The 24166-nt window shown below is 72.6% G+C and carries 27 protein-coding genes; 16 read left to right on the top strand and 11 right to left on the bottom strand.

All coding sequences use genetic code 11. From position 1 onward, the window contains the following. The first annotated feature begins 64 nt into the window (after positions 1-64). A complete protein-coding gene (locus ACIQMJ_RS02625) occupies positions 65-529 on the top strand; it encodes a MarR family winged helix-turn-helix transcriptional regulator (protein ID WP_499759257.1) in 465 nt (154 codons plus the stop codon). A gap of 18 nt (positions 530-547) precedes the next feature. Next, the gene (locus ACIQMJ_RS02620; RefSeq protein WP_499759256.1) at positions 548-1342 is read left to right on the top strand and encodes an HAD-IIA family hydrolase; all 795 of its coding nucleotides are present in this window, start codon (positions 548-550) and stop codon (positions 1340-1342) included. Here the strand turns inward: ACIQMJ_RS02620 and ACIQMJ_RS02615 are convergent. Continuing rightward, positions 1284-1655 (bottom strand): hypothetical protein, encoded by a 372-nt coding sequence (locus ACIQMJ_RS02615; RefSeq protein WP_499759255.1) that lies wholly within the window; start codon positions 1653-1655, stop codon positions 1284-1286. The two genes, ACIQMJ_RS02620 and ACIQMJ_RS02615, sit on opposite strands and share 59 nt — an antisense overlap. 154 nt (positions 1656-1809) lie before the next feature. Between ACIQMJ_RS02615 and ACIQMJ_RS02610 the strand changes: the two genes are divergently transcribed. Beyond that, the gene (locus ACIQMJ_RS02610) at positions 1810-2598 is read left to right on the top strand and encodes a metallophosphoesterase (protein ID WP_499759254.1); all 789 of its coding nucleotides are present in this window, start codon (positions 1810-1812) and stop codon (positions 2596-2598) included. Positions 2599-2605: 7 nt separating this feature from the next. Here ACIQMJ_RS02610 and ACIQMJ_RS02605 read toward each other — a convergent pair whose 3' ends face one another. Further along, on the bottom strand, positions 2606-2980 hold the full coding sequence (locus tag ACIQMJ_RS02605) for a YccF domain-containing protein (protein ID WP_499759253.1): 375 nt from the start codon (positions 2978-2980) through the stop codon (positions 2606-2608). Positions 2981-3012: 32 nt separating this feature from the next. On the opposite strand from ACIQMJ_RS02605, the gene ACIQMJ_RS02600 reads away from it, so the two are divergent. After that, complete coding sequence (locus tag ACIQMJ_RS02600; RefSeq protein ID WP_499759252.1) at positions 3013-3993, top strand: Gfo/Idh/MocA family protein; 981 nt, start codon at positions 3013-3015, stop codon at positions 3991-3993. Between the two features lie 2 nt (positions 3994-3995). Then, positions 3996-4202 (top strand): hypothetical protein, encoded by a 207-nt coding sequence (locus ACIQMJ_RS02595; protein WP_499759251.1) that lies wholly within the window; start codon positions 3996-3998, stop codon positions 4200-4202. Positions 4203-4212: 10 nt separating this feature from the next. Here ACIQMJ_RS02595 and ACIQMJ_RS02590 read toward each other — a convergent pair whose 3' ends face one another. After that, positions 4213-4761, bottom strand: a complete 549-nt coding sequence (locus ACIQMJ_RS02590) for a TetR/AcrR family transcriptional regulator (RefSeq protein ID WP_499759250.1) — start codon at positions 4759-4761, stop codon at positions 4213-4215. A 36-nt stretch (positions 4762-4797) separates the two neighbouring features. On the opposite strand from ACIQMJ_RS02590, the gene ACIQMJ_RS02585 reads away from it, so the two are divergent. Continuing rightward, positions 4798-5448, top strand: a complete 651-nt coding sequence (locus tag ACIQMJ_RS02585) for an HAD family hydrolase (protein WP_499759249.1) — start codon at positions 4798-4800, stop codon at positions 5446-5448. Here ACIQMJ_RS02585 and ACIQMJ_RS02580 read toward each other — a convergent pair. Beyond that, entirely contained in the window at positions 5408-5614 is a 207-nt protein-coding gene (locus ACIQMJ_RS02580) for a hypothetical protein (RefSeq protein ID WP_499759248.1), read from the bottom strand. The two genes, ACIQMJ_RS02585 and ACIQMJ_RS02580, sit on opposite strands and share 41 nt — an antisense overlap. Positions 5615-5763: 149 nt before the next feature. Between ACIQMJ_RS02580 and ACIQMJ_RS02575 the strand changes: the two genes are divergently transcribed. Further along, complete coding sequence (locus ACIQMJ_RS02575; RefSeq protein ID WP_141979393.1) at positions 5764-6150, top strand: cold-shock protein; 387 nt, start codon at positions 5764-5766, stop codon at positions 6148-6150. A 252-nt stretch (positions 6151-6402) separates the two neighbouring features. Here ACIQMJ_RS02575 and ACIQMJ_RS02570 read toward each other — a convergent pair whose 3' ends face one another. From ACIQMJ_RS02570 to ACIQMJ_RS02555, 4 genes are read right to left on the bottom strand one after another with little or no spacing between them, the layout of a single operon-like run. Next, positions 6403-6888 carry a DUF2771 family protein gene (locus ACIQMJ_RS02570; RefSeq protein ID WP_499759247.1) on the bottom strand — a complete coding sequence of 162 codons (486 nt, stop codon included), beginning with the start codon at positions 6886-6888 and terminating at the stop codon, positions 6403-6405. 11 nt (positions 6889-6899) lie between these two features. Then, on the bottom strand, positions 6900-8429 hold the full coding sequence (locus ACIQMJ_RS02565; protein WP_499759246.1) for an MFS transporter: 1530 nt from the start codon (positions 8427-8429) through the stop codon (positions 6900-6902). A gap of 34 nt (positions 8430-8463) precedes the next feature. Then, positions 8464-9369, bottom strand: coding sequence for a threonine ammonia-lyase (locus ACIQMJ_RS02560; RefSeq protein ID WP_499759245.1), 906 nt, complete (start codon positions 9367-9369; stop codon positions 8464-8466). A gap of 15 nt (positions 9370-9384) precedes the next feature. Then, a complete protein-coding gene (locus ACIQMJ_RS02555; protein WP_499760232.1) occupies positions 9385-10131 on the bottom strand; it encodes a glutaminyl-peptide cyclotransferase in 747 nt (248 codons plus the stop codon). Between the two features lie 72 nt (positions 10132-10203). Between ACIQMJ_RS02555 and ACIQMJ_RS02550 the strand changes: the two genes are divergently transcribed. Next, positions 10204-10983, top strand: a complete 780-nt coding sequence (locus ACIQMJ_RS02550) for a DUF3027 domain-containing protein (RefSeq protein ID WP_499759244.1) — start codon at positions 10204-10206, stop codon at positions 10981-10983. Next, positions 10980-13808 (top strand): sacsin N-terminal ATP-binding-like domain-containing protein, encoded by a 2829-nt coding sequence (locus ACIQMJ_RS02545; RefSeq protein WP_499759243.1) that lies wholly within the window; start codon positions 10980-10982, stop codon positions 13806-13808. The genes ACIQMJ_RS02550 and ACIQMJ_RS02545 overlap by 4 nt, the downstream gene beginning before the upstream one ends. Before the next feature lie 376 nt (positions 13809-14184). On the opposite strand, the gene ACIQMJ_RS02540 is transcribed toward ACIQMJ_RS02545, so the two are convergent. Beyond that, positions 14185-14448: a DUF2530 domain-containing protein gene (locus ACIQMJ_RS02540; RefSeq protein WP_499759242.1), complete on the bottom strand. Its 264-nt coding sequence runs from the start codon at positions 14446-14448 to the stop codon at positions 14185-14187. 58 nt (positions 14449-14506) lie between these two features. Further along, positions 14507-14647 (bottom strand): hypothetical protein, encoded by a 141-nt coding sequence (locus ACIQMJ_RS02535; protein ID WP_499759241.1) that lies wholly within the window; start codon positions 14645-14647, stop codon positions 14507-14509. Positions 14648-14663: 16 nt separating this feature from the next. On the opposite strand from ACIQMJ_RS02535, the gene ACIQMJ_RS02530 reads away from it, so the two are divergent. The 6 genes from ACIQMJ_RS02530 (at position 14664) to ACIQMJ_RS02505 (ending at position 20918) form a co-directional block, all read left to right on the top strand. After that, the gene (locus ACIQMJ_RS02530; RefSeq protein ID WP_499759240.1) at positions 14664-16157 is read left to right on the top strand and encodes an NCS2 family permease; all 1494 of its coding nucleotides are present in this window, start codon (positions 14664-14666) and stop codon (positions 16155-16157) included. Between the two features lie 17 nt (positions 16158-16174). Continuing rightward, the gene (locus tag ACIQMJ_RS02525) at positions 16175-16639 is read left to right on the top strand and encodes a MarR family winged helix-turn-helix transcriptional regulator (RefSeq protein WP_141979384.1); all 465 of its coding nucleotides are present in this window, start codon (positions 16175-16177) and stop codon (positions 16637-16639) included. A gap of 79 nt (positions 16640-16718) precedes the next feature. Further along, entirely contained in the window at positions 16719-17966 is a 1248-nt protein-coding gene (locus ACIQMJ_RS02520) for an MFS transporter (protein WP_499759239.1), read from the top strand. Positions 17967-17988: 22 nt separating this feature from the next. Beyond that, positions 17989-18753, top strand: coding sequence for an ABC transporter permease (locus ACIQMJ_RS02515; RefSeq protein WP_499759238.1), 765 nt, complete (start codon positions 17989-17991; stop codon positions 18751-18753). 139 nt (positions 18754-18892) lie between these two features. Continuing rightward, the gene (locus ACIQMJ_RS02510; RefSeq protein WP_499759237.1) at positions 18893-20503 is read left to right on the top strand and encodes an ABC-F family ATP-binding cassette domain-containing protein; all 1611 of its coding nucleotides are present in this window, start codon (positions 18893-18895) and stop codon (positions 20501-20503) included. A 4-nt stretch (positions 20504-20507) separates the two neighbouring features. Beyond that, positions 20508-20918 carry a hypothetical protein gene (locus ACIQMJ_RS02505; RefSeq protein ID WP_141979381.1) on the top strand — a complete coding sequence of 137 codons (411 nt, stop codon included), beginning with the start codon at positions 20508-20510 and terminating at the stop codon, positions 20916-20918. 759 nt (positions 20919-21677) lie between these two features. On the opposite strand, the gene ACIQMJ_RS02500 is transcribed toward ACIQMJ_RS02505, so the two are convergent. Continuing rightward, entirely contained in the window at positions 21678-23177 is a 1500-nt protein-coding gene (locus ACIQMJ_RS02500) for a glutamate-cysteine ligase family protein (protein WP_499759236.1), read from the bottom strand. 214 nt (positions 23178-23391) lie between these two features. On the opposite strand from ACIQMJ_RS02500, the gene ACIQMJ_RS02495 reads away from it, so the two are divergent. Beyond that, positions 23392-24159: a TrmH family RNA methyltransferase gene (locus ACIQMJ_RS02495; protein WP_499760231.1), complete on the top strand. Its 768-nt coding sequence runs from the start codon at positions 23392-23394 to the stop codon at positions 24157-24159. Positions 24160-24166 lie beyond the last annotated feature (7 nt).

The raw sequence follows: 24166 nt of genomic DNA, 5'->3' as shown, positions 1-24166 counted from the left end.
AGCGGGGCGTGGCGAGGTGGACGAGGCTGCCGAACCGGGCGCCCGGAACGCTAAATTGCCCGGCATGACCAGTGAGCACGAGGTGCCCGCGGACGTGCTGGAGCGGTTCAGCGTCTACGCGCGGGAGACCAGCGCGCTCACCGTCCTGTTCCACAGCCGGGTGGCCGAGCGGATGGGCCTGTCGCCCACCGACGAGAAGTGCCTGGACCTGGCCCTGCGCGCGGAGGGCCCGATCACCGCCGGCCGGATCGCCGAGCTGTCCGGGCTGTCCACCGGCGCGGTGACCGGGGTGATCGACCGGCTGGAGCGGGCCGGGTACGTGCGGCGGGTCCGCGACCCGCACGACCGGCGCAAGGTGCTGGTCGAGGTCACCGTGCGGGAGGGGGGTGAGCTCGGCGAGCTGTTCGTCGGGGCGCAGGAGACGCTGCGCGAGGTGCTGTCGCGGTTCACCCCGGCCGAGCGGGACGTGCTGGAGCGCTACAACCAGGTGCTCATCGAGACGTTCCGCCGGCGCGTGATCGACGCCTGAGCCGGCAGCATGTCCGCCATGGCCGCTCAGTGGAACTACCTGATGGACATGGACGGCGTGCTCGTGCACGAGGAGCACCCGATCCCGGGGTCGAGCGAGTTCGTCGCCGAGCTCACCGCGAACGACATCCCGTTCATGGTGCTCACGAACAACTCCATCTACACCCAGCGCGACCTGCGGGCCAGGCTGTCCCGCACCGGCCTGGAGGTGCCGGAGGCGGCGATCTGGACCTCCGCGCTGGCGACCGCGAGGTTCCTCGACTCCCAGCGGCCGGGCGGCTCGGCGTTCGTGATCGGCGAGGCGGGCCTGACCACGGCGCTGCACGAGATCGGGTACGTGCTGACCGACCGCGACCCGGACTACGTGGTGCTCGGCGAGACCCGCACCTACAGCTTCACCGCGATCACCAAGGCGATCCGGCTGGTGGAGGAGGGCGCGCGGTTCATCGCGACCAACCCGGACGCCACCGGCCCGTCCCGGGAGGGCTCGCTGCCCGCGACCGGCTCGATCGCCGCGCTGATCGAGCGCGCCACCGGCCGCGCGCCTTATTACGTGGGCAAGCCGAACCCGTTGATGATGCGGTCGGCGCTGCGGGCGCTGGGCGCGCACTCGGAGACGACGCTGATGATCGGCGACCGGATGGACACCGACGTGCGGTCCGGGCTGGAGGCCGGGTTGCGCACGATCCTGGTGCTCACCGGCATCTCGGCGGAGTCGACGGCGGAGCTGTACCCGTACCGGCCGACCCGGGTGGTCAAGTCGATCGCGGACCTGGTCGGTCACTCGGCCGACCCGTTCCCGGACGAGGCTTGAGCCGGGGCTCGACGTGCGGCGGGGCCGGGCGGACGCGCTGGTGGGGCGGTCCGACGCGGTCGGGCGGGGTCGTGTCGCGGGCGGCCGGCACGCCGTTGATCCGGTCGGCGAGCCGTTCCGCCCGGTCGCGCAGCAGCTCCGCCCGGCACGACCCGGGGCCGCCGAACGCCGCGCCCAGCCGGTCCAGCAGGTCCGCTTGCAGGCGCAGCCACTCCACGTGCTGCCACGGGTGCCACGTCGCCCCGGCGTGCGCGGCCACCGCGACCATCACCTCGTCCAGCTCGCCCGCGACTTCTTCCAGCTGTTCTCTCATGCCCCTTGAGAGCCCGCGGCCGGGCATCCGTCACGGCGAACGGCCCGGAACTCACCCCGGCGGGGGAGGTCGGCGGCCACCCGGGCCGAAGTGCCGGCGGCGTGGCTGATCGACTTTTGCGCACCACACCCCCGCGTCGCTTATCGTCGCAGGTGTGGAACGACCGCTCTTCGTGGTCGGCGACGTGCACGGGCACCTCGCCGAGCTGACCCGCGCCCTGCACACCTCGGGCCTGGTCGACGCCGACGGTGACTGGTGCGGCGGTGACGCGGAGCTGTGGTTCCTCGGCGACTTCGTCGACCGCGGCCCCGACGGCATCGGCGTCATCGAGTTCGTGATGCGGCTGGCCGAGCAGAGCGGCGGCCGGGTCGACGCCCTGGTCGGCAACCACGAGGTGCTGCTGCTGGGCATGCACCGGTTCGGCGACCGGAACGTGCCCGGCGCGCCGACGCCCCGCAGCTTCGCCCGCAGCTGGCTGCTCAACGGCGGCCTGCGCAGCGACCAGGACCGGCTCACCGACGCCCACATCGAGTGGCTCACCACCCGCCGCGTGCTCACCGAGGTCGACGGGCACCTGCTGATGCACTCCGACACGCTCGCGTACCTGGAGTGGGGCGCCACGATCGACGAGGTCAACGAGGCCGTGCGGGAGGTGCTGCGCGGCGACGACCTGGAGCACTGGTGGGAGTGCTGGCGCAAGATGACGACCCGCTACGCGTTCCGCGGCCCGGACGGCGCGGAGGTGGCGGCCGAGCTGCTCGACGTGCTCGGCGGCCGGGAGGTCGTGCACGGGCACAGCGTCATCGCCGACCAGCTCGGCGTGTCGCCGGAGGAGATCGACGGGCCGCTGCGGTACGCCGACGGCAAGGTCCTCGCGGTGGACGCCGGGCTCTACAGCGGCGGTCCGTGCCTGGTCGTGGAGCTGGACGACCTGTCGGGGTGAGCCGCGGTCAGGGGACGGGCACGATCTCCTTGCCCAGCGGCATCAACGACACCGGCACCAGCTTGAAGTTCGCCACGCCGAGCGGGATGCCGATGATCGTCACGCACAGCAGCACACCGGTCACGACGTGGCCGATGGCCAGCCAGATGCCCGCCACGACGATCCAGATGACGTTGCCCAGCAGGGACGGCGCGCCCGCGCCGGGCCGGTCCACCACCGTGCGACCGAACGGCCACAGCGCGTAGTTGGCGATGCGGAACGAGGCCAGCCCCCACGGGATGGTCACGATCAGCACGCAGCACACCACGCCGGCCACCACGTACCCGACGGCCAGCCAGAAGCCGCTCAGGACCAGCCAGATCAGGTTCAGGATGAGCCTCACGGGTCCATCTTGCCCGATTAAGCTCCCGTCCCGTGCCGAACAAACTCCGCTGGGGCGTCGTGGCGACGGGCGGCATCGCCGACGTCGTCACCGGCGACCTCCGCCTGCTGCCCGACGTCGAGGTGCTCGCGGTCTCGTCGCGCGCGCTGCCCAAGGCCGAAGCCTTCGCGGCCAAGCACGGGATCGCCCGCGCGTACGGCGACTACGCCGACCTGTTGGCCGACCCGGACGTGGACGTCGTCTACGTCGCCACGCCGCACGTCCAGCACCACGCGGTGACGCGCGCGGCGCTGGAGGCGGGCAAGCACGTGCTGTGCGAGAAGCCCGCCACGTTGACGCTGGCCCAGTTGCAGGACGTCGTGCACCTGGCGGGTGAGCGCGGCCTGTTCTTCATGGAGGCCATCTGGACCCGCTTCAACCCGCTCGTCGTGCGGATGTCGGAGCTGATCGCGAGCGGTGAGATCGGCGAGGTCCGGTCGGTGCGGGCGGACTTCGGCTTCACCCTCGACCACGACCCCTCGCACCGGCTGTGGAACAAGGCGCTCGGCGGCGGGTCGTTGTTCGACCTGGGCATCTACCCGGTGTCGTTCGCGCACCTGGTGCTGGGCGAGCCGGAGACCGTGCAGGCGCACGGGCGGCTGGTCGGCGGCGTGGACGCCGAGATCGGGATGCTGCTGGGCTACGAGGGCGGCGTGCACGCGTTGCTGGGGTCCTCGCTGGTCAGCCCGTTGCGGTCCGGTGCGGTCGTGTACGGGACGAAGGGGCTGGTGGAGCTGCCGGAGGCGCTCTACAACCCGAGCCGCATCGTGGTGAACGGGGTGGAGCACCGGCACGAGCAGGAGGGCGCGGGGTACGTTCCGCAGTTGCGCGAGGTCGTGCGGCGGGTGCGGGCGGGTGAGACGGAGAGCCCGTCCATGCGGCCCTCCGAGTCGTTGGCGATCCTGCGCACGCTCACCAGGGCCGCCGAGCGGATCGGCCTGGACTACGACGACGTGACGGTGGGGCAGGGGTAGGCATGGCTAAGGCGTGGAAGCTCGCGGGTGTGGCGCTGGCCGGGGTGGCGGGGCTCGTGGTCGTCAAGCGACGGCGGGCGGCCGAGGCGGCCGAGCCGGTGCTGGTGGTGACCCGTCGGCGCGAGGCGCCCAGGCGGGCGGACGCGCGGCGGGGGAACCGGGCGGCTCCCGTGGTGCGGAAGGTCCCGCCGGGTTCGGCGAGCCGGTAGGGCTCCCCTGCTAGTGCTGGTGGGCGAGTAAAGCCTCGGTCACCAGCACGACGGAGTCGAGGCGGCGGCTGCTCGGCGTGAGCAGGTGGCTCAGGGCCACCCGCACGATCGTGTCCGCGATCAGGTGCACGCGCGCGTCGGGCAGCGTCCGCCAGTGGGCGCGGATGTGCTGGGCGAAGACCGAGGTGGCCAGCGTCAGGACCGGCCGGCCCCGGGTCGTCAGCAGCGGCAGCATGTCCTCGGCGTTCGCGCCGTTCAGCACGGACTTGGCCAGCGGGTCGCGGGCGGCCAGGTCGAACGCGAACGCGATGCCGCGGCGCAGCCCCTCCAGCGGGTCGTCGGTGCCGGCCAGCCGCTCCCGCACGCCGTCGAGGAACTCGCCGGTCTTGTGCAGCGCCACGGCCTGGATGAGCCGTTCCCGGTTGCCGAACTCGTTGTAGACGGTCTGCCTGCTCACGCCCGCCCTGGCGGCGACCTCCGCCATGCGCAGACCGCGTGAGCCGTGCGCCGCGATCAGCTCCACCGCCGCGTCGAGCAGGGCCCGGGTGAGTTCCGTCACGGCGCAAAGCTTGGCACAGCGCATAGGGTGCGAACCGTGCCGCTGACGGTGGGATTCGACCTGGACATGACGTTGATCGACCCCAGGCCGGGCATGGCGGCGGTGATGGACGCCGTCGCGGCCGAGAGCGGCTACCCGCTGGACGGGGCGCACTTCGCGGCCAACCTCGGCCCGCCCCTGGACATGATCTACCGCGACTTCGGCGTGCCGGAGGCGGACATCCCCGGCCTGATCGCCCGGTTCCGCGAGCTGTACCCGGAGGTCGTCATCCCGGCCACGGTCGCCCTCCCCGGCGCGGCGCAAGCGCTTGCGGCGGTGCGTGAGCTGGGCGGGACGACGATCGTGGTGACGGGCAAGTACCGGGCGAACGCGGCGCTGCACCTGGCCGCGTTCGACTGGGAGGTCGACCACCTGTTCGGCGAGCTGTGGTCGACCGGCAAGGCCGAGGCGTTGAAAGCGCACGGCGCGGCGGTGTACGTCGGCGACCACGTCGGTGACGTGCGGGGCGCGAAGGCGGCCGGCGCGGTGTCCGTGGGCGTGGTCAGCGGGCCGTGCGACGCCGAGGAGCTGGCCGCCGAGGGCGCGGACGTCGTGCTGCCGGACCTGACGGGGTTCCCGGGGTGGCTGCGGGCGAACGCCGACCGGCTCAGCGCCGGGGTCGGGGTCGGGCGCTCCGGACCGCGCTGAGCACGCCCAGCGCGAGCCCGGCGGGGGCGAGCAGCCAGCCCGCGGCGAACACCCAGGCGGGCAGGCCGCGTTCGCCCGCGACGAACATCGCGACGATGGCCGCCACGCCGAGCGCGAACAACGCCACTGCCGGCGCCATCAGCTTCGTGGTCTTCGTGGTCGACATGGGGTGGAGCGTAGTCGCGCGGTGGTGGCGGGGTAGTCGCGCGATCGGAGGTGCCCCCGGGATGGTGTTCTGGATAGTCTGGGGGGACGCGCCTCGGGCACGCCCCGGGGCGCGTTCGTCGTGTGATCGCAAAGGGATTGGTGAGAACGGTGCCGACCGGCAAGGTCAAGTGGTACGACTCGGAGAAGGGCTTCGGCTTCGTCACACAGGACGGTGGCGAAGACGTCTACGTGCGGAAATCCGCGCTGCCTCCGGGTGTCGAGGGCTTGAAGGCCGGTCAGCGGATCGAGTTCGGCATGGCCGAGGGCAGGCGCGGGCCGCAGGCGCTGTCGGTCCGGCTGATCGACCCGGCGCCGTCGGTGGCGGAGGCGCGCCGCCGGCCCGCGGAGGAGCTGCACGGCTTGATCGAGGACATGATCAAGCTGTTGGAGGTGAAGGTGCAGCCCGAGTTGCGGCGGGGGCGGTACCCGGATCGGAAGAACACGAAGCTCATCGCAGAGGTGGTTCGGGCGGTGGCGCGGGAGTTGGATCCGTAAAGCCGGGTGTTCGGGGGAGTCGGGTTTCCGGGAGCCGGGTTCGGCAAGTCGCTTTCGGATCGGCGGCTCGGTGGTCCGGTTCGGCCCGATGTGACATAAGGCCCTTACGGGCACTCCAGGCAGGCCAAAGCCGGCAGGTCCGGCGGGGAAGAGCGTCCCGCCGGACCTGCCGGCTTCGACCAGCCTGAAGCACCCGAACCCATGTCACATCGAGCCTTGTGGGCTGGTGGCGGGTCCGTTGTGGCGCGGTGGTTATTGGTTGCTGTGGTCCTCGACGGAGAGGATCCAGGTTCCTCGGGCGACGAAGTCGAACGCGCCGGTGGTGCTGGTCTCGATGCGGGCTCCGTATTGCTGGACCTCGACGGTTTCCAGTTGGTCGTCGGGGTTGGGGAGCACGAGGGTGTAGGCGTATTTCGGGTCGCGTTCGGTGAACAGTTTGCTGCGCAGCGGTTCCTGCGGTTCGCCCTGGGCGTTGCGGTAGGTGAACTTGACCGACCAGGCGGTGTCGGCCAGGTCGCCCGGGACGGAGATCTGGACCGGTTTGCCCGGGCGGACGCGCAGCACGCCGACGGCGTCCGGGTCGACGTCGCAGTTCTCCGACTGGAGGTCGCAGTACTGGGACGGGCGGACGTTGATCGTCTTGCCGTCCGCGTAGAACGTCACCTCGGGGTTGGTGGGTGCCGCCGCGCAGCCGGAGAGGACCACCAGCAGCGACACGGGGATCAGGGCTCGGCGCACGGCGGTCGAGCCTACGTGCCCGGTCGGGGCACGACCGGTGCGGGCCGCAGTGGGCGGTCGCCGCCCAGTCCCGGGATCAGGGTCGTGCCGCGCTTGGTCTGGATGGTCTGGGCCAGGCCGACGGCCAGCAGGACGGCGAGGACGGTGAAGCCGATCCAGTACTCGGTGGGCAGCAGGACGCCGATGGCGCCGCCGAAGACCCAGCCCAGCTGGAGGATGGTTTCCGAGCGGCCGAAGGCGGAGGCGCGGGACTCGTCGGGGACGTCGTCCTGGATGACGGCGTCGAGGGAGACCTTGGCCAGGGAGCTGGCGGTCGCGCCGACCAGGCCGACGGCCGCGGCGGTGACCAGGCCGGGGAGGACGGCGGCCAGGACGACGGTCAGCAGGGCGGCGGTGAGGCAGCCGATGACGACCTGGTCCGGTGAGCCGAACTGGAGGCGCGCGCCGACGGCGTTGCCGAGGAAGCTGCCGATGCCGGCGGCGCCGGCGATGACGCCCAGCAGGAGGACCTGCATGAGGGCGTCGCCCTCGGTCTGGGCGCGGACGACGAAGGCGGCGAAGAGCATGAGGAAGCCGGTCAGCATGCGGATCGCGCCGTTGCCCCAGAGGGCGACCACGACGGTGCGGCCCAGTGCCTGGCGCTTGGGCTTGTGCGGCTTGGCGCGCAGCGAGGTGGGGACCTCGCCCTCGGTGACCTCGACCCACGAGGGGATGCGCAGGCAGTAGTAGGCGTTGGCCAGGCAGAGCGCGGCGGTGAACCAGAGGGCTCCCGGGGAGCCGAACAGGTTGGCGAAACCGGCGGCGACCGCGCCGAACACGCCGCCCGCGGCGAGCCCGAAGACGGTCATCCGGGCGTTGGTCTTGGACAGGGTGATCTCGCGCGGCAGCACGCGGGGGGTGATCGCGGCCTTGAGGACGGTGAACGACTTGGACAGCACCATGCTGCCCAGGGCGGCCGGGTACAAACCCCAGTTGTCGAAGTTCAGCGCCATCACGATGGACAGGAAGACGCGGATCACGCAGGACGCCGCCAGCGCCACCCGCCTGCCGTGCTGGATGCGGTCCAGCGCCGGGCCGATCACGGGGGCGACCAGGGCGAACGGCGCGACGGTGATCAGCAGGTAGAGCGCGACCTTGCCCCGGCTCTCGCCCGAGGCGGCGGAGAAGAACAGGGTGTTGGCCAGGGCGACGGCCATGGCGGCGTCGGCCGCGTAGTTCAGCATCACCGCGTAGGTCAGCGACGACAGGCCGGACTGCTTCGCGCCGTCGGCGTGCGCGGCCTTGCGGAACGCGGCCAGGGCCTGGCTGCTCAGCTGCCGGGTGCGGAACCAGGCCACGCGGGTGACGGTCAGCTTCTTCGGCAGCGTCGGCGCGGTCGGCTTGTCGTCCGGCGGCGGGGTGAAGCGGGCCGACTCGCGGTGGCCGGGCGGGTCCGGGGGCGGTGGCGCGCCGGGGGTCGGGTACGGCCGGGTGCGCGGCTTGTACTCGTCGTCCTCCCACGGGTACCGCCGCGACTGGTCTTCCGGCCGAGGGGGTGTCACGCCTCCAATCCTGCCTCACCCGGTGCGGGCTGTCTCACACATTGCCGCCGGTGAGCACGGTGGCGATCGTCTCGCCCGGGACGTCGGCGGCGGCGATGGCGGCGAGGCCGATCGCACCCGCCGGTTCGAGCACCAGGCCCAGCGCGTCCCGGGCCAGCGACATCGCGTCTCGAATGGCGTCGTCGGGCACGAGCAGCATGTCGTCCACGAGGGCCCTGAGGCGGGGGATGGCGGCCGGGACGGGGACGCGGACGGCGATCCCGTCGGCGATGGTGTCGATGGGCGTGTCGGCCACCGGGCGGCCCGCCCAGGCCCGGGCGAGGGCCGGCGCGCCCTCGGCGCAGACGCCGACGATCCGGGTGCGCGGGGAGTGCTCCTTCAGCCAGCGGGCCACGCCGGTGATCAGGGCGCCGTCGCCGACCGGGACCACGGCGGTGTCGAACGGGACGCCGGAGCGGAGCAGCTCGACGGCGATGCTGCCCGCGCCCTCGGTGATGGCGACGTCACGGCCGTCCTCCACGAAGACCGCGCCGGTCCGCTGGGCGTGCTCGCGGGCGGCGTCCTTGGCCCCGGTGAAGTCGCCGGGCACCTCGGTGACGGACGCGCCCAGCGACTTCATCCGGCGCACCTTGTCGCGGACGGCCGACTCGGAGACGAACACCTCGACCGGGAAGCCGCGGCGGCGGCCCACGTAGGCCACGGCCTGGCCGAAGTTGCCCGCCGACGCGCACACCACCGGGCGGCCGGGCGGCAGCGTCGCGCCCAGGAAGTCCGCGCCGCGGCCCTTGAAGCTGCGCAGCGGGTTCACGGTCTCGACCTTGACCAGCACGCGGCGGTCCAGCGCGGCGCACAGCTGCTCGTCGACGTACTGCGGTGTGCCGCGGAAGACGGGGTCGATGGTCTCGGCGGCGCGGGCGATGTTGTCGAGGTCGATGTCCACGTGCCAGACGGTAGGTCACTGCCGGGTGAAGCGGACCCGGAAGATCGTCGGCCAGTTCTTCCCCGTCACCAGGAACTCGTCGGTGCCCGGCACGGCCGCGATGCCGTTGAGCACGTCCGAGGCGGGCACGTCCGGCGGGCGCAGGCCGCTGAGGTCCACGGTGGCCGTGACCTGGCCGTTCGCCGGGTCGATGCGCACCACCTCGTCGGTCTGCCACACGTTGGCCCACACCTGACCGTCGACGCACTCCAGCTCGTTGAGGCGGGTGACCGGCTGCCCGTCGCGGCGCACGGCGACCGTGCCCGTCTCGGCGAACGAGGTCGGGTCGCGGAACGCCAGCTCGTCGCTGCCGTCGCTCATCACCAGCCGGCCGCCGTCGCGGCACAGACCCCAACCCTCACCCTCGTAGGTGACGCGCCTCACTTCTTCGAGCGTGTCCCGGTCCCGCTCGATGGCCACGCCGTCCCGCCAGGTGAGCTGCCAGATCCGGTCGCCGACCACGGTGATGCCCTCGCCGAACAGCGGTTCGGGCAGGTCCACGCGGTGCTCGACCCGGCCGGTCCCGGGGTCGAGGCGGCGCAGCGACGACCGGCCCTCCAGCCCGGTGCCCTCGTAGAGGACGCCGTCGGAGAGCTCCAAGCCCTGCGTGAACGCCCCGGTGTCGTGGGGCAGCGTGCCCAGCACCTCGACCCGGGTCGGCCCCGGTGTTGGACCGCTCGGCGGGGTGGTGCACGCCGCCGACCAGACCAGGACCACCGCCATCAGGAGCCACCGCACGTCCGAAAGGGTGGCACGTGTGCACGGGGCTGCGAAGACGTGCGGCACAATTCACCTGTGACCGCCACGCCGACCCGCCAGCCCGATCCCGCGCTCGCCGACCCCGAGGCAGTCCAGCTCGCCCGAGCCGCCGCAGAGGAGGAGGCGGGCGAGGAACGCGTCGGCGACCACGTGGGCACCGTCGCCGAGGACGAGGTCTCGGCGACCCACCTGTTCGAGGCCCAGCACGCCGGTTACCGCGGCTGGAACTGGGCCGTCACGGTCGCGTTCGCCGGGCCCGGCACGCCGCTGTCGGTGAGCGAGGTCGTGCTCCTGCCCGGCGAGGACGCGCTGGTCGCGCCCGAGTGGGTGCCGTGGCACGAGCGCGTCCGCGCCGGCGACCTCGGTGTCGGCGACCTGCTGCCCACGCCCGAGGACGACCCGCGGCTCGCGCCCGGGTACGTCGGCTCGGACGACCCGGCGGTGGAGGAGGTCGCGCTCGAGGTCGGTCTCGGCCGCGTGCGCGTGCTGTCGCGGGAGGGCGTGCTCGACGCCGCCCAGCGCTGGCACGGCGGTGACTTCGGCCCGCGCAGCGAGATGGCCCGCAGCGCCCCCGCGACCTGCGGCACGTGCGGCTTCTACACCCGCATCGCCGGGTCGCTCGGCGCCGCCTTCGGGGTGTGCGCGAACGAGATGACGCCGGCCGACGGCCACGTGGTGCACGTCGAGTACGGGTGCGGCGCGCACTCCGAGGTCGAGGTCGAGGGCGGCCCGCTGGTGCCGGTCGCCGAGGTCGTCTACGACGACGCGGTGCTGGACGTGGAGGCCAACCCGGCGGCCGACGAGAGCGGGAAGTGAGCGCGGACCCGTTCGGCACCGAGGCGCTGCGCGAGTCGGTGCTGGCCGCGTGGCGCGGCTCGCCCACCCGGTTCCGCGAGGACGCCAACGCCGAGGAGGACCTCCGGCTCGGCGGCTACCGCGACCGGCTGCTGGTGGAGCTCGCCCAGAACGCGTCCGACGCGGCCGGTGACCAGCCCGGCGTGCTCCGGCTGTCCCTCGTGGACGGTGAGTTGCGGGCGGCGAACACGGGCGCGCCGCTGGACGCGGCCGGTGTCGCGGCGCTGGCGTCGCTGCGCGCGTCGTCGAAGGCGACCGACACCGTCGGCCAGTTCGGCGTGGGGTTCGCCGCCGTCCTCGCGGTGACCGACGAGCCGCGCGTGGTGTCGCGGTCGGGGTCGGTGGCGTTCTCGGCCTCCCGCACGCGCGAGGCGGTGCCGTCGCTGGCGTCCGCGCGCGGCGGTGACGTGCCCGTGCTGCGGCTCGTGTGGCCGTCCGACGAGGTCGACGTGCCCGAAGGGTTCGACACCGAGGTCCGGTTGCCCCTGAAGGTGAGCGCGGAGGGGTTGCTCGCCGAGTTCGCCCTGCAGGTGCCGGACCTGCTGCTGGCGCTGCCCGGGTTGCGGCGGATCGAGGTCGGCGCGGACGCGTGGGAGCGGTCCGAGGCCGACGGTGTCGTCGTGCTCACCGGGCCCACCGGGGCGCAGCGGTGGCTGGTGCACCGCGCCGGCGGCGAGCTGCCCGCGTCGCTGGTCGCGGGCGTGGAGTCGCGGCCGCACTGGTCGGTGTGCTGGGCGTGGCCGATGGACGAACCGCTGTCCGGCGACGTGCTGCACGCGCCCACGCCGACCGACGAGAAGCTGTCCCTGCCCGCCCGGCTGATCGCCACCCTGCCCGTGGAGCCGTCGCGGCGGCGGGTGCTGGCGGGCGCGGCGGCGTCGTTCGTGCTGGAGCAGGCCGCGCTGGCCTACCCGGAACTGGTGGGCGAGCTGCCCGCGGTCGAGCGGACCGCGCTCGTGCCGCTGCCCGGGTTCCCCCTGTCCGAAGTGGACGACCGGCTGCGGACCGGCATCCTCGCGGCGCTGCGGACGGCGTCGTGGCTGCCGCTGGCGGACGGCGAGTGGGCCGCCCCGGCCGCGGCGAAGGTGCTGGACCTGGCGTCGTTCGAGCTGGTCGAGCTGCTGGAGGACGTGATCCCCGGCCTGCTGGACCACGAGCTCACCTTGCCACCGCACGCGAAGGCGCTGGCCGCGCTGGACGTGCCGCGGCTCGGGGTGTCCGAAGTGGTCGCCGCGCTCGCCGGCGTCGGCGGCGACCCCTCGTGGTGGCACCAGGTGTACGACGCGCTGTCACCGGTCGCCGACGTCGACTCCACCGCCCGCGAGGAACTGGGCAGCCTGCCCGTGCCACTGGTCGACGGCAGGCTGGTGAGCAGCCCGCGCGGCGTGCTCGTCGGCACCGACGCCGAGCTGTTCTCGGTGCCGGGCCTGCGGATCGCGCACCCCGAAGCGGCCCACCCGCTGCTGCTGCGACTGGGCGCGACCGAAGCCGGCCCGGCCGAGCTGCTGGACTCCGACGCGGTGCGCGAAGCCGTCCACCGCAGCCTCGACGACCCCGCGCTGGACGGCCCCGACCTGGTGCGGACCGTGCTGCGGCTGGTGTCGCGCGCCGGCGGGCGGCCGTGGCTGGCCGAGCTGGCGCTGCCGTCGACCGACGGCGAGTGGCGGCGCGCCGACGAGCTCGTGCTGCCGGACTCGGCGCTGCTGTCCGTGCTGGAGACCGACGCGCCGTTCGGCGTGCTCGACCCGGCGGTGGCCGCCGAGTGGCCGCGCTCGGTGCTGACCGACGTCGGCGTGATCGACGGGTTCACCGTGGTCGAGGACGACTCGCCCACCGAACCCGACCACGACCTGGCCGACGAGGGCTACTGGTGGGACGCGTTCGACGTGCCGCCGACGCGCGTGCTCGGCATCCGCGACCTCGACCTGGTGGCGCGCGACCAGTGGCCGCGGGCGCTGGCGATGATGGCCGCCGACCCGGCGGCGTGGCGCGCGGTGACCGAGCCGGACGGCTACACCGGCTGGTGGCTGGCCCGCTACGCGACGATCGACGGCGTGCCGCTCGGGTCGTGGCGGCTGGCCGACGCGGACGGGCTGGAAGGGCTGTACGACGTCGTGCCGCCGGTCGACCTGCCGCCGCACGTGCTGGCCGCGGCGGGCGTGCGCACGTCGTTGAGCGTGGTCGACGCGGACGACGTGACCGAGCTGATCGCCCGGCTCGGTGACCCGGCGCGCAAGCTGTCCGACGCACTGGTGCTGCGCGTGCACGGCCTGCTGGCCGAGGTGGCCGACTCGGTGAGCGTGGAGCCACCGGACCGGGTGCGGGCGTTGAGCGGCACCGCCGAGTCGGCTGACGACGTGCTCGTGCTGGACCTGCCGTGGCTGCTCGGCGTGCTGCCGCCGTCCCAGGTCCTGGCCTCGTCCGGCTCCGCCGCGGAGCTGGCCGAACTGCTGGCCCTGCCGCTGGCGTCGGAGGAGGTCTCCGGGACCGTGGTCGGCGAGGGCGACGAGGTGGTCTGGTCGGAGCTGGGCGCGGTGCGGCTGGCGTGCGACCTGCTCGGCGTGGAGCTGCCGGCCGGTTCGCTCGTCGTCCACGACGACCTGGTCGTGGCCGCCGAGGGTGCCGAGCACTCGGTGTCCTGGTGGGTCGACGGAGACGTCCTGCACGCCTCCGACACCCCCGAAGGCTTAGCCCGCGCGCTGGCGTGGACGACGAGCCGGTGGGATGATCGGCACACGTTCGCCGCCCTGATCGCCGACCCGACACCGGCCGTCCTGCTCGGCTGATCCGGCAAGATCACCCGATGGGGTAATCGGCTCCGGGGATGAATGGAAATCCCGGATTTGTTGCCGGAAAAGAGGGAGGCGCGGCGCCCCGGCCCCCAAGTGTCAACGACGGGGCCGGACAGGTGTCAACGGCGGGGCCGGACGGGACGATGTCGAGCCGCCGTCGGCCAACCTCCGGGGCGTCGAGCACAGGGCATCCGCGACGGGTCCCGAGCAGAACGGTGTCGCCGCGCGGCGGAACGGTGTCGCGCGGACGCTTCGCAGGCGGACGCTTCGCGCGGGCGGGGCTTCGCGCCGGCGGATGTCGGGCGGAAGGCGTTGCGTGGGAGCTCACCCACCAGGGCCGCCCGGGCTGGGTACGTCGGCCGGCCGGCGCTTACTCGAGCCCCTGCTGAGCGGTCCTGCTGCCGCGGCGCGCGGCTGAGCGTTGCCAGGCGAAGATGCCGTAGCCGATGATCCCCAGCACGCCGCCGGACAGGCACGTCCACCCCAGCACGCCGAAGTCCCGCCCGAACAGCAGCACGCCGAGCAGCCCCAGCCACCACAGCGCCGTCCCGACCACGACCACCGGCACGGGGTCGGCCAGGCGCGGGGGGAGCGAGGGTGGGGGCGGGAGGGGTGTTGCGTCCTGTTCGGCCACGTCGGGCAGGCTACCTGTCCGCAACACGGGTAGGGCACGCTCTGCCCGCACGACCGGCTCAGCCCGCGCTGAGCGCCACCCGCTCGGCCCGCGCCGAGCACGCCCGTCCCGCACCCGGCCGGGCACCGCTCGGCACGCGCCGAGCACGGCCCGCCCGGCACCCCCGCAGCGCCGGGCACGGCCCGAACAGCAGCACCACCGATCGAGGAGATGAGATGGCCACCGCCGAGACACCCGCCGCGCAGACGCCCCCTGGCGGGCCGGCCCGTTCCAAGTTGGACGGGTTCTTCAAGATCTCCGAACGCGGCTCCTCGGTCGGCCGGGAGGTGCGCGGCGGGCTCGTCACGTTCGTGACGATGGCCTACATCGTCGTGCTCAACCCGCTGATCCTGGGCAGCTTCGCCGCCGACGACCCCGGCGCGAAGGTCGACGTGCTCGGCAACATCCTCACCATCCCGCAGGTCGCGGCGGTGACGGCGTTGGTCGCCGGGGTCATGACGATCCTGTTCGGACTCGTCGCCAACTACCCGTTCGCGCTGGCCACGGGCCTGGGCATCAACTCCTTCGTGGCCGTCACGATCGTGCCGCAGATGTCCTGGCCCGAAGCGATGGGCCTGGTCGTGGTCAACGGCCTGGTGGTGCTGCTGCTGGTCGTCACGGGTGTCCGCACGGCCGTGTTCAACGCGGTGCCGGCGGAGTTGAAGGCGGCCATCGCGGTCGGCATCGGGTTGTTCATCTGCTTCATCGGCCTGGTCGACGCGGGCTTCGTGCGCCGTCTCCCGGACGCGGCGGGCACGACCGTGCCGGTCGGGTTGGGCATCAACGGGTCCATCGCGTCGTGGCCCACGTTCGTGTTCGTGGTCGGCCTGGTGGTCACCGGCATCCTGGTCGCGCGCAGGGTCAAGGGCGCGATCCTGATCGGCGTGCTGGCGGCGACCGTGCTGTCCATCGTGATCGAGGCGATCGTCAAGGCGGGCCCGTCGAAGGGCACCAACCCCGCCGGGTGGAACCTCGGCTACCCGGCGTTGCCGGAGCAGGTGTTCGGCCTGCCCGACCTCTCCCTGCTGGGCGACGTGTCGTTCGGCGCGTGGACGCGGGTGCCCGCGCTGACGGCCGCGCTGCTGGTGTTCACGCTGGTGCTCACGGACTTCTTCGACACCGTCGGCACGATGACCGGCCTGGGCAAGGAAGCCGGGCTGATCGGCAAGGACGGCCAGTTGCCGGGCGTGTCCAAGGCGCTGTTCGTGGACGGCGTCGGCGCGGTCGCGGGTGGTGCGGCGTCCTCGTCGTCCAACACCGTCTACATCGAGTCGGCGTCCGGCATCGCCGAGGGCGCGCGGACCGGGTTGGCCAACATCGTCACCGGGCTGCTGTTCCTCGCCGCCATGTTCCTCACCCCGCTGTACGCGGTGGTGCCGATCGAGGCGGCGGCGCCCGCGCTGGTGGTCGTCGGCGCGTTGATGATCATGCAGATCAAGGAGATCGACTTCGCGGACTTCTCCGTCGGCCTGCCCGCGTTCCTCACCATCGTGATCATGCCGTTCACGTACTCGATCGCGAACGGCATCGGCGCGGGCTTCGTCAGCTACGTGGTGCTGCGGGCGCTCACCGGGCGGGCGCGCAGCGTGCACCCGCTCATGTGGATCGTGGCGGCCGCCTTCGTCGTCTACTTCGCGATCGGCCCCATCCAGGCCGCTCTCGCCGGCTGAATGGGCAAGTTCACACGATGGGCGCAGAGATCGTGAGGTATGCTAACTACGTGGCGGAGACCGAGGCGGAAGCAGGACTGGCGAGTCGGTTGCGGCTGGCCGTCGTCCGGCTCAACCGCAGGCTCCGCGCGCAGCGGGTGAACTCCGCGATCTCGCTCACCCAGGTGTCCGCGCTGTCCACGTTGCACAAGTGCGGACCCCTGACGCCGGGCGAGCTGGCCGCCAAGGAAGGCGTCCAGCCCCCGTCGATGACCAGGGTGATCGCCGCCCTGGAGGAGTACGGGTTCGCCACGCGCCGCCCCCACCCCACCGACGGCCGGCAGGCCATCGTGGAGCTGAGCGAGGCGGGGCTGAGCTACATCAACGAAGAGGTGTCCGCGCGCGAGGCTTGGTTGGACAAGCGGCTGGCGGAGCTGACACCGGAGGACCGGGGCGTGCTGTCGCGCGCCGCCGAGATAATCGACAGGATGGCGGGGCAGTAACGCGGTGCCGGCGTACGCGGGTGGGGCAGAGACGGACCAGGTCGAACGCAACCCAGCCGCACCCCCGCCACGCCGGCGCATGTTCGGCTCGCTGCGCGTGCGCAACTACCGCCTCTACGCGTCCGGCCAGGTCGTGTCGCTGGTCGGGCTGTGGATGCAGCGCGTCGCGCAGGACTGGCTGGTGCTGGAGCTGTCCGACGGCTCACCCGTCGCCCTGGGCATCGCCGCCGCGTTGCAGTTCGCGCCCACGTTGTTCCTGTCGCTGTGGGCCGGTGTGCTCGCCGACCGGATGGACAAGCGCAAGCTGCTGCTCGTGCTGGAGACCGGGCTCGGGCTCTGCGCGCTGACGCTCGGCCTGCTCGACGTCACCGGTGTGGTGCAGCTGTGGCACGTCTACCTGCTGTGCCTGCTGCTCGGGGCGGTGTCGGCGGTGGAGACGCCGGTGCGGCAGAGCTTCGTGGTGGAGATGGTCGGGCGGGACCAGCTCACGAACGCGGTGGCGTTGAACGCGATGACGTTCAACCTGGCCCGGATGGTCGGCCCGGCCGTGGCCGGTGTGATGATCATCTTCGTGGGCACCGGGTGGGTGTTCCTGATCAACGCGGTCAGCTTCCTCGGCGTGCTGTCCGGGCTGCTGATGATGCGCGTCGCCGAGCTGCACCGCGGTGACCCCGTGCCGCGGGAGAAGGGGCAGCTCCGGGAGGGTCTGCGGTACGTGCGCAAGCGCGCCGACCTGGTGATCCTGCTGTTCCTGGTGTTCTTCATCAGCACGTTCGGGCTGAACTTCTACGTGACGCTGGCGGTGCTGGCGCGCAACACGTTCGGCGGCGACGCGGATGCATACGGACTACTGTCTACAATGCTGGCCGTCGGGACGCTGGCGGGCGCGACCCTGGCCGCGAAGCGCAGTGCCAAGGGCAAGCCCCGACTGCGACTGCTGATCATCGGCGCTCTGGCATTCGGCGTACTGGAGATTGTCGCCGGTATATTGCCTACAATGTGGCTGACGGGGTTGGCGCTGATCCCCCTCGGCATCGCCATGATGACCTTCACGACGACCGCCAACGCCACCGTGCAGCTGGCCGTCTCGCCCGCCATGCGCGGCCGGGTCATGGGCCTCTACATGCTGGTGTTCCTGGGCGGGAACCCGGTGGGCGGCCCGGTCATGGGCTGGCTGGCCGAGCACTTCACCGCACGGGCGCCGCTCGTCGTCGGTGGCGCGGTGTCGATCCTGGCAGCCGTGGTCGGCGGCATCGTGCTGGCCCGCCGGGGCGGCCTGAAGCTGCCGACGCCCCGCTTGGGCCTGCGTCGCCGAGCCCGCGCCTGACCACCCGTCCGACAATGGGCACGTGGTCATCGCGACGGACTGGGTCCGGCTGCTCGTCGTCTGCTTGATCTTCACGGCCGTCGCGGGCGCCGTGGTGTGGTGGGCCCGGTTGGCCTCGCCGCGGCCCGTCGTCCGGGCGGCGGTGCGGGCGACCGCGCAGTTGGCCGCGGTGTCGGCGGTGATCACGGTGGTGCTCGCGTCACTGCCGCTGACGGCCGCGTTCCTGGTGTTGATGGCGGGTGTCGCGACGGGCACGTCGGCGGCGCGCACGAAGACCGGCCGGCGGGGCGCCTGGGTGGGTGCGGCGATCCTCGGCGGGACGGTGCCCGCGCTGCTGGCGCTGGTCGTGAGCGGTCTGGTGCCGGTGGAGGGGATCGCGCTGGTGCCGGTCGGCGGGATCCTCATCGGCGGCGCGATGACCGCGACCACGCTGTCCGTGCGGCGGGCGTTGGACACGTTGCGGGACCGGCACGGCGAGTTCGAGGCGGCGCTGGCGCTCGGGTTCACCGAGCCGGTGGCGGTGCGGGAGCTGGTGCGGCGGCCGGCGGCGGAGGCGTTGATCCCGGCGCTGGACCAGACGCGCACGGTCGGGCTGGTGACGTTGCCGGGGGCGTTCGTCGGGATGTTGCTGGGTGGCGCGCCGGTGTGGCAGGCGGGGGCGTTGCAGCTCGTCGTGCTGCTGGGGTTGCTGGCGGTGGAGGCGGTGGCGATCGCGGTGGTCGTGGAGCTGGTCGCGCGGGGTTTGGTGCGCAGGACTGGTGCTGCGGGAGAAGTTAGGCTAACCTAAGTCTCGTCGCTTCGTGGTGGGAGCGGCAGTCAGTTCGGGAACAGACGAGGCCCCGCCCTCCGGTCGTACCACCGGAGGGCGGGGCCTCGTCGTGTGAAACTCGCGTGCCCGCGGTCGGCGCGCGTGTGATGATCGGGCGGTGTTGACGGCCAGGAACGTCTCGCTGTCGTTCGGCCCGAGGACCGTGCTCGCGGAGGTCGATCTCGATGTTCCCGCAGGTGAACGCCTAGGTCTCGTCGCGCCCAACGGGGTCGGCAAGTCGACCTTGCTGCGGGTGCTCGCCGGCGAGCTGGCCCCCGACTCCGGCACCGTCACCGCGCGCGGCGCGGTCGCTCACCTCACCCAGGAGACCGGGACCCGACCGGGCGAGTCGTTGCGCGACCACCTGGCCCGTCGCACGGGGGTGGCGGCGGCGCAGCGCGCGTTCGAGGCGGCGACGACGGCGTTGAGCGAGGGCGTTCCGGGAGCCGAGGACGCCTACGCGCGGGCGTTCGACGTGTGGACGGCGGCCGGCGCGGCCGACTTCGCCGAACGCGCCGACGAGGTGTGCGAGCGGCTCGGGCTGCCGGCGACGTTGCTGGACGAACGCGGGTCCGGCGAGCTGTCCGGCGGGCAGTCGGCACGGCTGCGGCTGGCGTCCGTCCTGCTGACGACGGCCGACGTGCTGCTGCTCGACGAACCGACCAACGACCTCGACCTGACCGGGCTGGAGGTCCTGGAGCAGCACGTGCTGCGCAGCCCGGCCGGGATGGTGCTGGTCAGCCACGACCGCGAGTTCCTGGCCCGCACCACGACCGCCATCGCCGAGCTGGACGAGTTCAGCCACCGGGTGAGCGTGTTCGGCGGCGGGTGGGACGCGTACGTGCAGGAGCAGGCACGCGTGCGGGAGCGGGCGTGGGAGGAGTACGAGGTCTACGCGGCGCGCCGGGACGCGTTGGCGCAGCGGGCCCGGCAGGCGCGGGAGTGGTCGCGGCAGGGCGTGCGGCGCAACGCGAAGACCGACGAGAGCGACAAGAACATCAAGTTCGCGCGCAAGCAGGGCGCGGAGAACCTGGCCGCCCGCGCGTCCACTGTGGACCGCCAGTTGGCGCGGCTGGAGGAGGTCGAGGAGCCGCGCGAACCGTGGGAGCTGCGGTTGGCGCTGCCCAGCGCGGGGCGGGGCAGCCAGGTCGCGTTCACGTTGCGCGGCGCCGTGGTCAGCCGGGGCGACGTGACGCTGGGGCCCGTCGATCTGACGATCGGGGCGGGCGAGCGGTGGCGGATCGCGGGGCCGAACGGGTCGGGCAAGTCGACGTTGCTCGGTGCGCTGCTGGGACGGCTGCCGCTGGACGCCGGCGACCGGAGCCAGGGGCCGGGGGTGGTGGTCGGCGAGGTCGACCAGGTGCGGGCGGACTTCGCCGTGACGTCGCCGGTGCTGGAGGTCGTGACCGGGTTGACGGGGCTGGCGGACGTGGAGGCGCGGACGTTGCTGGCGAAGTTCCGGGTGGGTGCCGACGCCGTGCTGCGGCCGGCGTTGTCGCTGTCGCCGGGGGAGCGGACGCGGGCCGGGCTGGCGGTGTTGCAGGCGCGGGGGACGACGTGCCTGGTGCTGGACGAGCCGACCAACCACCTGGACGTGGCGGCCATCGAGCAGTTGGAACGGGCCCTGGACGGTTACGGGGGAACGCTGCTGCTCGTCACCCACGACCGGAGGTTGGCGTCGGCAGTGGGGGTTGACCACACCTTGGACGTGCGGACCCTGGCAAGATAGGTGCATGGGCACCGAGGAGGACTGGCCGATCGAGCAGACGTGGTCGCTGCGCAACACGCATTGGCACGCTTATGTGGAGCACACGTCCCTCGACCACGCCTCCCCGCGCGCTGAGCGGTTGGAGCGCACGCCGGAGGAAGTGCTGACCACGCCGACCGAGGTCGCCGCGTGGTTGGAGGTCAACCTGCGCAGTGCGACCAAGCCCGAGGAGGCCGGGAAGAAGCGCACGAAGGACGAGCGCGACTTCTCCGACTCGAACCGGGTGCACACGTCGCTGGCGTCGGCGGGCGAGAGCATCTACACCGGTGTGAAGGGCATGCTGACCTTGGCGGTCGAGGCTGTGACGCCCGACGAGTGCCGCAGCTCCCACGACGGTGCCGACGTGGCTCCGTTGAAGGCGGGGCGTAGGCGCTGACCTGCGGTATCGTGGGGTCGGGCACGGGTCGGCAGGTCCTGCGAAGATCACTCTAACGTGCGAATCGAGCGCGGGCGGGGATCAATGGAAACGCCGAAAGCGTTGCCGGAAGAATGAAGGCGCGGCACCCGGCCCCGGATTGTGCACGGCGCTCGAACGCGAACGGCCCACTCGACTGGGCACGGCCCGAGCCCTCGAAAGCTCAGGGCCCCGCAAGCCTGGCAGCTGACCTCGCGCACACGAGCCCGCACGCCCAATGGCTGCGAGCTTGCCCCCTGGCCGCGACGCCTGGCCGCGACGGCCGCGACGCCTCGCCGCGACGGTCTCGCGTGCGGGGTGGGGCGGACGACCGCGGGATGCGCGGGCACGCGTACGGGGCGCGTGTGGGCTCGGGCATGCGGGCTCGTGTGCGCATAGAGCGTGAGCTCGCGGTGGAGGAAGGCTTGGCGGAGTGTGGGCGCTCTGGGCGGGCATCGGGTGGGCGGGACCGGCGGTGCCGGTGGTGGTCCGAGTGGCGGCGGTAGGGGAAGAGAGCCGCGCGGCGGCAGGGGGAGAGCCGCGCGGCGGCTGGAGAGCGGCGGTAGGGGTGAGGGGTGCGCGGCGGGGTTGGTGTGAGGTCGGTTGAGGGCGGGGTGGCCCGCCGCGCGGTGGGTGGCGGTGGGTGAGCCGCGGTGGGCGAGCAGGGGCGTTGGTGGGCCGCGGAGTGAGGGCGTGGGGTGGGGGAAGGCGTGGGGTGGGGAGAGGGTGGCGAGGGGTGGGTTAGAGGTCGACGGGCCAGGTGTGGACCGGTTCGCCGGCGTGGGACAGTTCGACGTAGCGGCCCAGCATGGTGGCCAGCGCGGTGTCGCGGTCGGCGCCGTGGTCTTCCAGGAGGGCGACCGTTTCGCGTTGCCACAGCGACCCCGTGCGGCGGGCCAGGCACCTCGCCTCGATCACGCCCAAGTAGCGCTCGCGGGCCTCGTCGGACACGCCGCACGCCTGCAAACCCTCGTGGGCCAGGGGGAGCAGGCGGCGCAGGACCAGTTCGTCCGGGGGCACCCAGCCGATCCCGGGCCAGTAGAGCTGCGACCCCATCCCGTGCCGCGAACCGGCGTACAGGTTCTCCTCCGCGGCGTGGAAGGACATCTGAGTCCACAGAGGACGTTCCAAAGTGGTCAGTGCCCGCTGCGCGCCGTAGAAGAACGCGGCGTTGGCCATGGTGTCCAGGACCGTCGGCCCGGCCGGCAGGACGCGGTTCTCCACGCGCAGATGCGGTACGCCGTCCACGACGTCGTAGACCGGCCGGTTCCAGCGCCACACCGTGCCGTTGTGCAGCCGCAGCTCCGTCAACGACGGCGTGCCGCCCGACCCCAGCACGTCCAACGGGTCCTCGTCACCCGTCTCCGGCAGCAGCGCCGGGAAGTACCTGACGTTCTCCTCGAACAGGTCGAAGATCGACGTGATCCACCGCTCCCCGAACCACACCCGCGGCCGGACGCCCTGGTTCTTCAGCTCCTGCGAACGGGTGTCGGTGGCCTGCTCGAACAGCGGTATGCGGGTTTCGTGCCACAGCGCCCGACCCAGCAGGAACGGCGAGTTCGCCGCGATCGCCACCTGCACCCCGGCCAACGCCTGCGCCGCGTTCCAGTGCGCCGCGAAATCGTCCGGCGCCACCTGCAGGTGCAGCTGCACGGACGTGCAAGCCGCCTCCGGCATGATGGACTCGGCGTAGCTGGACAGCCGCTCGCCCGCCCGCCCCGGCATGGGCGCGCCCTCCATCGACAGCACGACCTCCTCGCCGCGCGCCGCCAGGATCCGGTCGTTCAAGATGGTGTACCGCGCCTGCTGCGACAACCACCGCCGGTCGAAGTGCTCGTGCCGCAACGTCGGCAGCACCCCGATCATCACGATCGACGTGCCCGCGTCGTGCGCCTTCACGTCCGCCGACGCCAGCGTCGACACCAGCTCCTTCTCCAGGTCCAGCGTCTCGTCGCCGGCCAGCTCGCGCGGCGGGACGTTGACCTCCAGGTTGTGCTGGCCCAGCTCGAGCGTGAACGACGGGTCGTCGATCTTCTCCAGCACCTCGGAGTTGGCCATCGCGGGCCGACACGCGCCGTCGACCAGGTTCAGCTCGATCTCCAGCCCCATCTGCTGCCTCGGGAAGGAAAAGCTGTCCTCCACCAGCATGGTTCCCAGCGCGTCCATGCACCGCTGCATGCGCTCGCGGTAGCGCTGGCGGTCCTCTCTGGTGAACGTCCGACTGGACACATCCGTACCCATGCCGCCTCCCAATCGGTAGGGCTGCTCCGGCGGGCTTAGCGGAGGCCAACCGTGACACAGCGCGCACCGACCCGCCAGCGCCCAAATCGGTGCTCTCTGTCACATCGCGGTAACAATCAGCGAGAACCTGCTGGTGGTGGGCTTGTGTATGCGGCATACGATCGACGAGGGATGGTCACCTCTCGGGGAGTGGGACACTGCTCGCGTGATCGAGATCGACGACCCGGCCGACCCCCGGCTGGACGACTTCCGGGACCTGTCCACGGCCGACCGGCGACCGGACCGCCCCGGCGGCCGGGGCCTGGTGATCGCCGAGGGCGTGGTCGTCGTCGAACGGCTCCTCGCCTCGCCCTACCCGGTGCGCGCGCTGCTCGGCGTGCGGCGCCGGGTGGAGGCCCTCGGCGACCTCCCCGCGCCCGCCTACGTCACGTCCGCCGACGTCATGGCCGAGGTCGTCGGGTTCCACCTCAACCGCGGCGTGCTGGCCGCCGCCGACCGCGCACCCCAACCCGACGTGGCCGGGCTCGTCGCCTCCTCGCGGCGGCTCGCCGTGCTCGAAGGCGTCGGCGACCACGAGAACCTGGGCTCGCTGTTCCGCAACGCAGCCGCGCTCGGCATCGACGGGGTGCTGCTCGGCCCGGGGTGCAGCGATCCGCTGTACCGGCGCAGCGTCCGCGTCTCGATGGGTCACGTGCTGCGCGTGCCGTTCGCCTCGATGCCGAACCTGACCGAAGGCTTCGACCTGCTGCGCCGCAACGGTTTCACGGTCGCCGCGCTCACCCCGCGGGCCGACTCGCGCAACCTGGCCGACGCCGGCCTGCGCGGCCGGAAGGTCGCTGTGCTGCTCGGATCGGAGGGCCCGGGGCTGACCGAGGAGGCCATCGCGGCGGCCGACCTCGCCGTCCGGATCCCGATGGCGGAGGGCGTCGACTCGCTGAACGTGGCGACCGCGGCCGCGATCGCCTTCTACGCGATCGCCTGAACGCGCT

The sequence above is a fragment of the Actinosynnema sp. NPDC091369 genome, from assembly GCF_044757065.1.
Lineage (GTDB): Bacteria > Actinomycetota > Actinomycetes > Mycobacteriales > Pseudonocardiaceae > Actinosynnema.
Note: the sequence above shows the minus strand (reverse complement) of the source record. Positions and strands in the feature narration are given on the sequence as shown.

Coding starts and splice junctions, on each gene's coding strand:
- ACIQMJ_RS02625 (WP_499759257.1), top strand. CDS start 65: ATGACCAGTGAGCACGAGGTGCCCGCGGACGTGCTGGAGCGGTTCAGC.
- ACIQMJ_RS02620 (WP_499759256.1), top strand. CDS start 548: ATGGCCGCTCAGTGGAACTACCTGATGGACATGGACGGCGTGCTCGTG.
- ACIQMJ_RS02615 (WP_499759255.1), bottom strand. CDS start 1,655: ATGAGAGAACAGCTGGAAGAAGTCGCGGGCGAGCTGGACGAGGTGATG.
- ACIQMJ_RS02595 (WP_499759251.1), top strand. CDS start 3,996: ATGGCTAAGGCGTGGAAGCTCGCGGGTGTGGCGCTGGCCGGGGTGGCG.
- ACIQMJ_RS02580 (WP_499759248.1), bottom strand. CDS start 5,614: ATGTCGACCACGAAGACCACGAAGCTGATGGCGCCGGCAGTGGCGTTG.
- ACIQMJ_RS02555 (WP_499760232.1), bottom strand. CDS start 10,131: ATGGCGGTGGTCCTGGTCTGGTCGGCGGCGTGCACCACCCCGCCGAGC.
- ACIQMJ_RS02530 (WP_499759240.1), top strand. CDS start 14,664: ATGGCCACCGCCGAGACACCCGCCGCGCAGACGCCCCCTGGCGGGCCG.
- ACIQMJ_RS02525 (WP_141979384.1), top strand. CDS start 16,175: ATGGGCGCAGAGATCGTGAGGTATGCTAACTACGTGGCGGAGACCGAG.
- ACIQMJ_RS02520 (WP_499759239.1), top strand. CDS start 16,719: ATGTTCGGCTCGCTGCGCGTGCGCAACTACCGCCTCTACGCGTCCGGC.
- ACIQMJ_RS02505 (WP_141979381.1), top strand. CDS start 20,508: ATGGGCACCGAGGAGGACTGGCCGATCGAGCAGACGTGGTCGCTGCGC.
- ACIQMJ_RS02500 (WP_499759236.1), bottom strand. CDS start 23,177: ATGGGTACGGATGTGTCCAGTCGGACGTTCACCAGAGAGGACCGCCAG.